Source organism: Streptomyces sp. NPDC027185 (assembly GCF_055567035.1).
Genome location: NZ_JBVHRF010000007.1, coordinates 154,161 through 166,697, shown reverse-complemented (window position 1 = coordinate 166,697; position 12,537 = coordinate 154,161). Strand labels below are relative to the sequence as shown.

Annotated in this window: 7 protein-coding genes and 1 pseudogene; all 8 read left to right on the top strand. The window is 75.1% G+C overall.

Going from position 1 to position 12,537, the window contains the following annotated elements; genetic code table 11:
* Positions 1–992: 992 nt before the first annotated feature.
* A pseudogene (locus ACZ4M8_RS23165) lies at positions 993–1,199 on the top strand (MBL fold metallo-hydrolase); the annotation flags it as partial.
* Positions 1,200–1,544: 345 nt separating this feature from the next.
* Positions 1,545–3,365, top strand: coding sequence for a septum formation family protein (locus tag ACZ4M8_RS23160; RefSeq protein WP_467610222.1), 1,821 nt, complete (start codon positions 1,545–1,547; stop codon positions 3,363–3,365).
* A gap of 22 nt (positions 3,366–3,387) precedes the next feature.
* A complete protein-coding gene (locus ACZ4M8_RS23155) occupies positions 3,388–5,004 on the top strand; it encodes a hypothetical protein (protein WP_467610220.1) in 1,617 nt (538 codons plus the stop codon).
* Positions 4,955–5,386: a hypothetical protein gene (locus tag ACZ4M8_RS23150; protein ID WP_467610218.1), complete on the top strand. Its 432-nt coding sequence runs from the start codon at positions 4,955–4,957 to the stop codon at positions 5,384–5,386. The genes ACZ4M8_RS23155 and ACZ4M8_RS23150 overlap by 50 nt, the downstream gene beginning before the upstream one ends.
* A gap of 328 nt (positions 5,387–5,714) precedes the next feature.
* A complete protein-coding gene (locus tag ACZ4M8_RS23145) occupies positions 5,715–7,862 on the top strand; it encodes a tetratricopeptide repeat protein (RefSeq protein ID WP_467610216.1) in 2,148 nt (715 codons plus the stop codon).
* A gap of 68 nt (positions 7,863–7,930) precedes the next feature.
* A complete protein-coding gene (locus ACZ4M8_RS23140) occupies positions 7,931–9,667 on the top strand; it encodes a hypothetical protein (protein WP_467610214.1) in 1,737 nt (578 codons plus the stop codon).
* Between the two features lie 604 nt (positions 9,668–10,271).
* On the top strand, positions 10,272–12,086 hold the full coding sequence (locus tag ACZ4M8_RS23135) for a sensor histidine kinase (RefSeq protein WP_467610212.1): 1,815 nt from the start codon (positions 10,272–10,274) through the stop codon (positions 12,084–12,086).
* A complete protein-coding gene (locus ACZ4M8_RS23130; protein ID WP_467610210.1) occupies positions 12,076–12,537 on the top strand; it encodes a roadblock/LC7 domain-containing protein in 462 nt (153 codons plus the stop codon). Before ACZ4M8_RS23135 ends, ACZ4M8_RS23130 begins: the two co-directional genes overlap by 11 nt.

Below are 12,537 nucleotides of genomic sequence, written 5' to 3'. Positions count from 1 at the left end.
GGCTGCGAGGGTGGTCACATGGCACGAATCGTCGTTCATCCCCCAGCCCCGCTGGAGGCCGCCGCGTCACCGTGGACGGGACATCCTCGGCCTGGTTATGAACACCCGCGATCTGCTGAGTTCATCCGGAGAGCCGGCCTCGACCCGGACAACGTCGACCTGGACGACCCCGACCTCTCTGAATGGCGGGGCGGCGGCCCCGAGGACTGGTGACCGCCCCCGCCGGCCCACTCCGCAGCCGAGCTTCAGGTAAGCGCCCCGAGGCTGCTGAGCACCAGGAGGAAGAGCGTCAGTGCGACGCCGGCCGCGGCCGACCTGCTCTGAATGCACCCTGGGGCGCGGGCCCCTTCCCACTGAGCGAGCAAGCCGGCCACTAGGCGGACGATGACCGCTGCCAGCGCCGCCGCCAGGACGAGCAGCAGCCTGACGCCGAATGACAGTCCCACGTTGAACCTCCGCTAGATTTCCAGGACTTGATGGGCATCAGCGTCAGTGCTGGTAGCGAGGCTGGGCTACCCTTTTGGGCTACCTCAAGATTTCTTCGGACTACTACAGGGCTACGAGGAGATAGCAGTAGGGCGGCCCCGCAAGATTCGCAACTCGAGAACCCCGCAGCAGATCTACGCTGAGGCGCTGACCGCGTTACGTGACGCAGATGGAGAAGCCGGAGACGAAGCGCGCACCTGCCGCACTGCTGGCATCAGTCGGTCCACCTACTACGCCGCCTTGAACGGTGAGCGCTTGCCCAGTAGAAGCACCGTAATGAAGTTGGTCGGAGCTTGAGATGGCGACGTTGCGGTGTTTCTGGAGCAGCGCAGGAAAGCTGAGCTTGCTGCGGCAGACAGTTCCCGGCCTGAACCTCATGAACGAATGGCCGCCGACCTCAAAGCTGGTAGCTTAGCCAGAGAGGGGGCATGCAAGAAGCTGCGGGGGAGTTTTTTTAGCTCTGTATCAGAATGCTCGCAGACGCAGGGAAACACGCTGGAGTAGATGGCGACGACCCCGAGGACGCGGCGGAGGAGGCCGGGCAGACGGTCGCGTTCCCGCGCCCCGGCGAGCCGTTCGAGCCCGGGGGGAAGCTGCCCGAGGAGCCGTGGTGGCGGGCGGTGTCCCGGCCGCTGGACCACCCCTGGCGCCGCTCCCGGGACGCCGGGGCCGGGGCCCGCCGCGGTGATCTGGACGTCGCGGGCGAGCGGTGACGCCGCACGCTCCGGCGCGGAGCGGCCGCGGGGCCGCGCACGGGCGCGCCGGAGCGTGCGGGATTCCCCCCTTCGAGTGCACACCCGGCGGCCCCGCCTTCCCGTCGGCGCGTACCGCGGATGCCGCCCCCGGTCGCCGGTGGCCTTCCTCTCCGCTGCCGGACTCCCGTACGAGGGAGGGAAGTTCGGCGGCCCCTCCCCCGGGGCAGGAGGGGGGCGGGCGCCGGGGCCCGGGGTGACCGGCCGCGGCGCACCGGCCGACGGGAGGGGCAACGCCGTCCCGGCGGGCGCAGTAGGGTTCCGGTACCGACGGCGGGCGGACAACTCCCGTGTTTCTGTGGTGAGTTGACGCCCGGACGGCAACTGCGGCGTGCGGGGGTGTTCCAGCTGAGCGAGCGGGAGATGGTCGGCGGCCGGTACCGGCTGGTCCGGCGGACGGGGCAGGAGACATCGGGCGGCGCACGCTGGCTCGCCCAGGACGAGGACCTGGGGGCGGACGTCGTCCTCACGGAGCTGCCGCTGGTGCCCGGTGAGGACGCGGCGGCCCGGCTCCGCCGGGTGCGTGAGCGCGTCGAGCGGGTGCGGCAACTGGGTCCGCGCGCCCGGACGGTCGGCGTGTACGACGTGGTGGAGCACGCGGGCAACCCCTGGATCGTCTCCGGGTACCACCCCGAGGCGACCGCCCTCGCCTCCCGCGTCGCGGCGGGCACACCGGTCCCCGTGAGCGAGGCGGCGGCCATCGGACTCGCCGTGCTCGGCACGCTCACCGCCGGCCACTTCCTGGGCGTGACACACGGCAGGGTGTCCCCGTCCGCCGTCCTGCTGGTGCCGGAGGAACGGGAAGAGCGGGCGGAACGGGAGGGAACCGGGGAAGGTGACGCCGCCGCGCCGTCCCGGGTGCTGCTGAGCGACTACGGGCTCGGCGAATCCGGTGTCCCCACGGCGGCGGAGTACCTCGCCCCGGAGCAGGCCCAGGACCCGGGCGCCCCCGCGACACCGGCGGCCGACCTCTACGCCCTGGGCGCGACGCTGTACGCGGCGGTCGAGGGCCGCGCGCCGTTCACCGCCGGTGAACGGCCGGTGCAACCCCCGGCCCCGGAGCACGCCGGGGAACTGACGGAGATCATCCTGGACATGCTGTCCGGGCCGCCGGGCGAGCGGCCGTCGGCCGACGCGGTGCGCGCGGCCTTGGAGCGAGCGGCCCGGGAGGACGGGCGGCGACAGGAGCCGGACGCGCGGGGCGACGGCGGCGCCGGACCACCGGACGCGGCCGGCCGGCCGGCCGGGGCGCCGAGCCGCGGGGAGTTCTGGCGGCGGCCGCCTCTGAAGGTGGCCGCGGCACTGGCCCTCGCGGTCGCGCTGGCCGTCGGCGCCACTTTGCTGCTGCTCCCCGGCGGGGGCCCGCCCGAGGACGGGAAGGGGAAGGGGGGAACCGCGGGGACGCGCTTCCCCTACGGACAGCTGGTGGGGCTCACCGACCGCCTCGACGTGGGCGATTGCGTACGGGCGGTCTGGCCGCGGCAGCCGCTGCGGGGTACCCCGAATCTCGGCATGACCGACTGCGGGGCCGGCACCGACGCGCAGACCGTCGCGGTCATGGACTTCCCGGACGTCGAGGCGGCGCGTACCCGGGCGGCCGAGCGGTGCGCGCGGCAGGCCGGGGAGACCGCCGGGCGGATGCCGGACGCCGGGACCTACGCCCTGGTGCCCACGGCCGAGGGCTTCGCCAAGGCGGGCCGGCGCGCGGCGTGCCTGGTCGTCTCGCGGCACACCTCCTTCGGCGGTGAGGTGGGCCGCTTCCGTGACAGCGGCATCGACCTCAACCTCCAGCAGATGGCGATCGGGGACTGCTGGACCTACGAGGACACGGCGGAGTCGTACAAGGCGTTGCTGGTCTCCTCGTGCGCCGAGTCGCACACCGACCAGGTGGTGGGCTTCGTGACACCGCCGCCGGACATGAGCTCCGACACGGCCCTGGATCAGTCCGGGAAGCTGTGCGAGAACAAGTTCGGCGGCTCCTGGCCGGCCGGCGCCGACGCCGAACTGGTCGGCCGCATCGTCGCGGAGGACTCCTGGGGCAAAGGGTTCCGGCAGGTGATCTGCACGATCCGGCCGGTCGACGGCACAGCCGTCACCACCGAATACCAGCCCTCCCAGGGCTTCTGACAGCACGGCGGAAGGGGCGGACATGAGCGGACGCGCCACGGCGGAACCCGGCAATCAGGAGGCGACCCGGCTGCTGTGCGCCGGGGTGTACGCGGACTACCGGTTCCGGCGCCGGGTCATCGAGGAGTTGGTGGAGCACGAGGAGCGGCCGGTGGCGCCCTCGCTCGGCTGCGATGTGCTGCCGGTCCTGGCGCACGCGCTGCGGGCCCGCCGCTGGGAGGCCGTCACCGGGGTGGCCGTACTGCTGGTGTGGACGGCCTTCGCGGTGGTCGGCGGCCGGGAGGCGGTGCCGTTCGCGGCGGCGTGGGTGCTGCTGTGGGGCGCGCGCCTGCTGTGGAACCGCCGCACACCGAACGTCTTCGACCCCGTACGGGCGGAGAGCAAGGAACTCCCTTTCCAGGTCATCGCGTTCGGGGCACTGCTGCTCATGGGCGCGCTCGGCGCCATCGTCCAGTTCCTCCTGGACTGGGCGCGGCTGGACCGTATGCCGGTCTGGCACTGGGTGCTCTTCCCGCTGCTGCTGGCCGCGCCCGTCTGGGCGCACCGGACGCGGCAGGTGCTGCTGATGCGGCGGGAGCTGAGCCGCGAGGGCTTCGCGGCCGGGCCGCCGCTGCGGCTGCCGGGGACCGCCCGCTACCGCCGCATCGGCGAGGCGATCGCCCGCGAGCAGTTCTCCCCCCTCGCCCCGTACCCGCCGGTCCGGCCGCTGATCGGCTTCGGACTGCCCTACGACGCCTGGTCGTTCGCGCTGGAGCTGCGGCCGGTGGCGGACGGCGCGGCGGGCGGTGGCCGGCTGACCAACCGCGACGTCCTCGACCTGATCCGCCCCCAGGTCGCGTCGCTGCGCCTGTCCGGCCAGGGCACCGCCCGCGACCGGCTCCGGCAGCTGAAGGTCGACGAATGCGTCTGCCGCCCGGTGGACGGACCGCGCCGGGAACTGCCCTACGCGACGGACCGGCTGCGGGAGAGCCTGCGGGAGGCCGTGGACGGCGACGGGGAGCGCAGCCGGCACTTCCTGCGGGTGCGGATCACCGCCTGGGACGGGCAGTTGGTGGTGACCGTCCTGGTCCGGGTGCACACCCAGGGCGGGATGCTGGTGCTGGAGGTGTCCCCGCACGTCCTGCCGCCGGTCCGCGACGATTTCGCGGTGGCCGCCGACGCGGCGTCCGAGCACGACCGGCTGATGCTGCGCAACACCCTGCGGGCGCTGTTCGCCGGCCCGGCCGCCTCCACCGCGGCCGTCGTCTCGCTGCTGCGGACGGCCGTCGCCGTGTCCCGGACCTGGCTGCGCCGCTCGCCCAGCTCCCGGCCCGGCGGCCCCCAGCTCGCCGTACGGGAACTGGCCGCCGCGGAGCAGGTGACGTTCTTCCAGGAGATGGACATCAGCCGCTATGTGAAGACCGTGCAGGACCGGGTCAAGAACGGTGTGCTGGAGGCGCTGCGGGCGAAGGGGTACGACACCCAGGAGTTCGAGCAGCAGACCGTCAACATCGGCCGGGGCGCGATCTACGTCGGCCGGATGAGCGGTGGCGTCGCCGCCACCGGAGAACGTACGGAGATCCACTACACCTCGGGAGACGGAAACCGCCATGGCACACACAGCGGCGAACGGCGAACCGCACCACCACAGCCCCGCTGACGGCCCCGGCGCCGCGGGTGCGCAGGGCCGGCGGGCCGGTGACATCCACGTCGGGGGTTCCGTCTCCGGCGGGGTGCTCAGCACCGGCGCGGACGCCCGGATCGACTACCGGGCGCCGCAACCGCTCGACCTCGAACGGCTGCTGCCGGCGCTGACCGCGCTGCGCGCCGCCCTCCAGCCGGACGCCGCGGGCTCGGACCTCGGCGCCGTGGTGCTCGGCGCCGAGGTCGCGAGCGCCCAGGAGGAGATCCGCAGCTCCGGCACGCTCGCCCCGACCCGGCGCCAACTCCTGCGCGAGCGCCTGGAACTGGTCGCCACCGCCGGCGCCGGAGGGGCGTCGCTGGCCACGCTGGCCCAGACGGTCGTCGGCCTCCTGAGCTGAGCCGGGGCCGGACCCGGGGGAGCGGCGCCTTGCGGGACGGCCCCGATCACCGGACGCGCCCCGCCGCCCCGGACGCCCCCGGCGACGGTGCCCCCGAGGAATCCGCCGCCCCGCCCCGCACCGTCCTCGCCCACCGGTGACCGGCCGCCGGCCCGCGGCACATCCCGGTGTCCGCCCGTACCCCGACTCGCTCCACCGGAGCGGGAGTTGACGCCGCGCTCCGTCGCCCGCCCCGCCCGCCGCGGGCTTGCCGGGAAACCCGCGCCCGCCTCCCCGGAGGGAATACGCTGGGGCCACAGGGGTGTGGGAGCGGCAGGAGGGAACGCCGGTGAACGACCGCCGGACGCGGGAGCCCGCGGACGTACACAACACGGTGGCGACCGGCGCGGTGGTCACCGGGCCGGTCATCCAGGCGGGCCGGATCGAACGGCTCCAAGTGGCGCCCGCCGCGCCGTCCTGGGTGCCCCGCCAGGTGCCGCCGCCCCACCAGGGCTTCGTCAACCGCCGCAGCGAGCTGGCGGAGCTGCGCCGCGCCGCGGCCGTCCGGGAGAACGACGCGGGACGGCCGGCGGAGCCCGCGCCGGTGATCGTGGTGACGGGGCTGGGCGGCGTCGGCAAGACCCAGCTCGTCTCCCAGTGGGTCGCCCGCGACCTCGGCGAACGCTGCCCCGGCCCGCAGCTCTACGTCGACCTCGCGGATCTGCGGCGGGACGGCGGCGTCCACGTCGCGGACGTCCTCGGCGGCTTCCTGCACGCGCTCGGCGTCCCGCCCGACCTGATCCCCGCCGGGCTCGGCCCCCGTACGGCGCTGTTCCGCAGTGCCACCGCCGGGGGCCGGGTGCTGGTGGTGATCGACAACGCGCAGCACGCCGCCGAGGTCCGCCCCCTCGTGCCCGCCTCCGGGCTGGCCGTGGTCACCAGCCGCGCCCGGATGCCGGGCCTGCAGATGGACGGCGCCGCGCACGTCGTCGTGGACCCGCTGGACGAGGCGGCCGGTATCCAGCTGATCCAGGGCTGGCGGATCGCCGCGTCCGAGAGCGCCGCCGCCGAACTGGTGCGCCGGTGCGGCGGGCTCCCGCTCGCCCTGCGCGCCGCGGGGGAGTGGCTGGCGGGCCGCCCCCACCTCCAGGTCGGCGACGCCGTACGCCGCCTCGGTGCCACCGGCGCCGGACAGCGGCCGGCCGCCGGCCCGGACGGTGACGACCGCGAAGCCACGGCCGGAGATCTGACGAGGACGGTGGGCCAGGTGTTCGACTCCGTACTGAGTGAACTGTCCGACGACACCCGGCGGGTCCACCGGCTGCTCGGCACCCTGCCGGGCACGACCTTCGTCCGCGCCGTCGTCATCGCCACCGGCGCCCCGGGCGTCGACGACGCGCTGGGCGACCTCCTCACCTCCCACCTCGTCGTCCCCGCCGACCCGGACGACGCCGCCGGACCGCGCCGCTTCCGCATGCACGACCTCGCCCGCAGTCACGCCCGCGCACTGGCCGGGGAGCTGCCCGCCGAGGAGGTCCGCACCGTCCGCCGGGCGGTGACCGACTTCTACGTGGCCGCCGCCGCCCACGCCGACCGCGCCGTCTCGCCCGGCCGCTTCCGTATCCAGGAGACCCCCGGCCGGACCCCGGAGGAACTGGCCGCCGGTGAACCGCTGTTCACCGGCAAGGCGCAGGCGCTGGACTGGCTGGACGCCGAGCGCGGCAATCTGCTGGCCGTGATGCGGATGGCCGAGCGGGAGCGCTGGTACGACGCCGTCTGGCGGCTGTGCGAATCACTCTGGCCGCTCTACCACGACCGCAAACACCACGCCGACTCCATCGAGGCGCACCACCTCGGCATCGAGGCCGCCCAGTGGGAGCAGCGGCCCGGCGTCGAGGTCCGGATGCGCAACCAACTGGCGCGCGCCCACCACGAGTTGGGGGAGTACGAGGAGGCGGAGCGGGAGCTGGCCCGTGCCCTGCCGCTGGCCGACGCCGACCCCGACACCCGGGTGCGCGGTGTGATCCTGGAGAGCCAGGGGCTGGTGGCGCTCGCCCGCGGCCGGTGGGAGGCGGCCCTCGGCCTCTTCGGTGAGGCCCTGACGGCCAACGCCGGTGACCCGCACGGCACCGTCGTCCAGCGCTACAACCTCGCCCAGGCGCACCTCGCGGGCGAGCAGTGGCAGCGGGCCCTCGACGTCCTCGCGCCGGCCTGGGAGACCGCCGTGGGCACCGATGACGCCCCGATGCTGCCCGGCCTCGCGCTCGTCCGCTCCCGGGCGCGGGAAGGTCTCGGGCAGCTCGACCGGGCGGTGGACGACGCGGTGCTCGCCGCCGAGAAGGCCCTGGAGGTACGGCGCACCGCCAAGCTCCACGACGCGCTGGAACGCCTCGCCCACCTCGCCGGGCGGACCGGTGACACCCGGCTCGGGGCCGCCTGCCGCGATCAGCTGGCACGGCTGCACCACCGGGCGGACGACCGCCCGCCCACCGGCTGACCCGCCGCCCCCGTCCCGCCCGGCGCGAGCCCCGCGCCCGTCCGCCCGCCGTAGCCCCGGAGTATCCGTTGCCCCTGCTGCCCAGACGACTGCTGCCCGTGCCCGCGCACCGGTCCCGGCAGCACGCACGGCGGCTGCTGCCCCGCTGGAACACGCTGCCCCCGGCCCGCGCCCACGTCCTCGGCGTCGCCCGCACCCTGACCTCCGCGACCCGGCTGCTGGACGTCCTCCCGCTGCTGCTGCGCGAGGACGGCATCGAGACCTACTACACCGTCAACCCCGGCTCCGCCTTCGACGCCGGACTCGACACCTACCTCGGCGCCCTCGGCCTCGGCGACCGCCTGCTGACCTGGCAGGAGGCGCTGCGCCGCCCCTTCGACCTGGCAGTCGCCTGCTCCCTGCACCGCTCCATGCGCCACCTGCACGCCCCGCTGATGGTGATGCCGCACGGCGCCGGGTACAACCGCCTGGTGACCGAGTCGACCGGCGACGACGCCGCCCCCGTCGGCCTGTCCCGGTACGAACTCATGGCCCGCGGCAAGCTCGTCCCCGCCGCGATCGGCGTCTCCCACGAGGAGCAGCTGACCCGCCTGGCCCGCACCTGCCCCGAGGCGGTGCCGCGCGCCGCCGTCATCGGCGACCGCTGCATGGACCGCATCCGCCGCAGCCTCCCGCTGCGGGACCACTACCGCGCCCGGCTCGGCGTCAGCGGCGGCCGCCGGCTGGTCGCTCTGCACTCCACCTGGAGCGAGCACTCCCTGCTGGGCCGCCACCCCGACCTCCCGCTCCGGCTGGTCACCGCGCTCCCGGCGGACGAGTTCGCCGTCGCCGCCGTCCTGCACCCCAACGTCTGGGCCCGGCACAGCCCCGCGGGCGTCCTCGACCACCTCGGCCCGGCGATGGCCGCCGGGCTCCTCGTCATCCCGCCGCAGGAGGGCTGGCGCGCGACGATCGTCGCCAGCGATCTCGTGGTCGGGGACCACGGCAGCACCTCCCTGTACTCCGCGGCCGCGGAACGCGCCGTCCTCCTCGCCGCCACCGGTCTGGACGAGCTGGACCCGGACTCCCCGACGGCCGAGTTCGGCCGCAGCGCCGTCCGCCTCGACCCCGCGGGCGACCTCCTCGCCCAGCTGCGCGAAGCCGCGGAGAGCTACGACCCCGCGCTGCTGGAGCCCGTCGTCGAGCGGCAGTTGGGCGCCCCGCACCGCTCCGGCGAGCTGCTGCAACGCCAGATGTACGGCTTCTTCGCCCACCGGGGCATCGCGGGGCCGAGCCATACGCCCGCGCCCGAGCCGGTGCCCGCGCCGGAGCCGGCCCCGCACCCTGCGCCGACCACGTTCGACGTGACGGGGACGGCCCATCCGGACGGCGCGGTGGACCTGCGGCGCCATCCGGTCGTCGCCCGGCACCACGAGGCCGCCCGCGGCTTCTACGCCGTCGCGGCGGAGGAGACCAATCTGCGCTGGCGGCAGAGTGCGGAGGTGCTGGGCCGCGCCACCGCCGACGCCGAACTCGACCCCCTCGACTGGGCCGCGCAGCAGGCCGAGCGGCTCCCCGGTCTCGGCGTGCTCGCCGCCGCGCTGGCCGAGGACCGGTGCCTGGTGCGGCTGCGGAACGGACTCCTGCTGGAGGCGGTGGCCGAACGCCCGTGGGGCACCCCGCGTCCCCGGCTCGACCCGCTGCTGCTGGGCGCCGCCGTGAACCTCTGGCTGACCAGCGGCGCCGACCCGTCCACCCTCCGCGACGGCCTGCTCATCCGCACCGGCAACCGCCACGTCCGGGTGAACTTCGACCCCGGCCCGTAGGCCCCGGCCCCGGCACCGCTTCCCCGACCGTCTGACTCTGTGTCATCTGAACGGGCGCGCAGGCGTCACACGTCCGGGTACCGGGTGGGTGTGACGTTACGTCAGTTACCCCTTTCCGCACGCCACTTCTGCATGGGCGAATGTGCTTCCGGGCCCGGCCCCGACTTCTGTCCGGTCCTCCCGGCGGTGCGGCGTGCGCGGACAGTCGCCGGCCTTCCGGCACCCGCCCTGAGCCCCGTCCGGCACCGGTCACCGTAAGGAATGTTTCCGCACCCCTTATGGGAACGGCGGTTCGCACCCCTTCGAGCGGACGTCCGGTCGGTGCCCTCGTACGGAGGTGGCGGGGGGTGGCGAAAGGGGCAAGGTGGTCCGGACCCCACCCCGGTAACAACTACCGTGCGTGCTTTGCGAACTGCCGATGGCCGATCCGGAGGGCACGATGCCTACCGCACTTCCCCAGGAGCGCCCGACGCCCCAGGAAACGGGGTCCCACGGACCCGAGCCTTCCCCGGGGGCCGCCGCCGTACCCACCGGGGCACGGCGGCGGGACCGCGAGGGCGGCCGACACGGACGGGCCGCCTTCCCCGGCTCGGCCACCGATGCGGTGATACGGGCCAGGCTGGTCCGGATCGCCGTCGTCCCCTGCGCCGTCACCACCGCGGTCTGCGCGGCGGCCGTCGTCTGCCTCCTCCAGACCGGCGCCGCCGCCCTCTCCGGCCGCGCCTGGCCGGTGCTGCTCGCCGCACTGGTGCTGCTCTGCGGGGTCGCGGTCGCCGCGGGCGCCGCGGCCACCTTTGAGGCGCGCGCCACCGCGGACCGCTGCACCGCGCTGCGCCGCCGCTGCGCACGCGACCGGGCGGACCTCCAGGCCCTCGTGGACCGGGTACGCCGGGGGGAGCGCCCCGAACACCACGCGGCCGAACCGGCGGCGGCGCCCGACGGCGACGCCCTCGATCTGCTCGCCCACGAGATGGCCGCGGCCGGGGACGCCGCCTCGGCGGCCGTCGCCGAGGCCGTCGAACTCACCCGGAGCGCCGCCGCCGGGGAGCAGAAGGTCGAGGTCTTCGTCAACCTCGCCCGGCGCCTGCAGTCCCTGGTGCACCGCGAGATCGAGCTGCTGGACGACCTGGAGAACCAGGTCGAGGACCCGGACCTGCTCAAGGGCCTCTTCCACGTCGACCACCTCGCCACCCGCACCCGCCGGCACGCGGAGAACCTCGCCGTCCTCGGCGGCGCGATCTCCCGCCGCCAGTGGAGCCGCCCGGTCGCCATGACGGAGGTACTGCGCTCGGCCATCGCGGAGGTCGAGCAGTACCCGCGGATCAAGCTCGTCCCGCAGATCGAGGGCACACTGCGCGGCCACGCCGTCGCCGACGTCATCCACCTGCTCGCCGAACTCGTCGAGAACGCCTCCGTCTACTCCGACCCGCAGACCCACGTCCTGCTGCGCGCCCAGCTCGTCACCGCCGGACTCGCCGTCGAGGTCGAGGACCGCGGCCTGGGCATGACACCGGACGAGCGGACCCGGATGAACGGACTGCTCGCCGACCCCGACCACGTCGACATGGAGGAACTGCTGGCCGACGGCCGGATCGGCCTGTTCGTCGTCTCCTCGCTCGCCCGCCGCCACGGCATCGCGGTCCGTCTGGAGAGCAACATCTACGGCGGGGTGCAGGCCGTTCTGGTCCTCCCGCGCGACCTCCTCGGACCGGAGTGCCAGGACGCCGGGGCGCTCGACGGCGCCGTCCCCGGCGCCCGCGACGGCCACACGCCCTCCCCGCCCACCGGCGAACCCCCCGCCGGGACCGGACCGGACCGTACGCCGGGACCCGACCGCGCTCCCGGCCCCGACCGCGGGTACGGCGCCCCGGAGCGGCCGTACGCCACGCCGGACCCGCCGTCCGGACCGGCGACAAACTTCCCGGACATCCCGGCGGCACGTGGACCGCTCCCCGCACCGGGAGCGGCCCTGCGCACGGGCGTGCCGGGCCCGGCCGCATCACCACAGGACGTCCCGGCCGGCGGCGACGGTGCGCGGCCCACGGCCGGCGCGGCCCCGCCGGAAGGCGCCGCCGGCGCGCCGTCCGAGGTGCGGGCCGCCGGGCCCCGGCCGTCCCTGCCGCGCCGCCGGCGCCAGGAACACCTGGTGCCCGAATTGCGCGGTGAACCGATCCTGCGGTCCACCGCCGACCGCGCCGGACCCGAACCGGAGCACGACCCGGGCCTGATGGCCGCGTTCCGGCGCGGCATCAGCCTCTCCGACGACGCCTTCGAGGCCGGGCACTCGGCCGGGGGCGACGCCTTCCGCCCCACCCTGAGCCCGGCCTTCGACGGGCCGGACACCACCGAACCCCGCCCCACCGACCCCGAGGCCCCGACGGCCCGCCCCCGAGGAGACGAGCCCCATCATGGTGAGTGATCTGCGCACACCGACCCACACCCCGGCGCACCCCCCGCTGCACACCGGCCCGCAGCCCGACCTCTCCTGGCTGCTGACCGGCCTCGTCCAGCGCGTCCCGCACGCCCGCAGCGCGCTCCTGCTGTCCTCCGACGGCCTGGTCAAGGCCGCCCACGGCTTCGACCCCGACAGCGCCGACCACCTCGCGGCCCTCTCCTGCGGCCTCTACTCCCTGGCCCGCAGCGCCGGGGCCCGCTTCGGTGAGGGCGACGACGTCCTCCAGGTCGTCGTCGAGCTGGAGTCCACCTTCCTCTTCGTCTCCACCGCCGGCTCGGGCACCTGCCTGGCCGTCCTCGCCGGCCGCGAGGCCGACGTGGCGGTCCTCGGCTACGAGATGGGGATGCTGGTCAAGAGCGTCCGCCCGTACCTGATCACGCCCGCGCGGCGGCAGATGCCGGCGGGTGGACGCTGA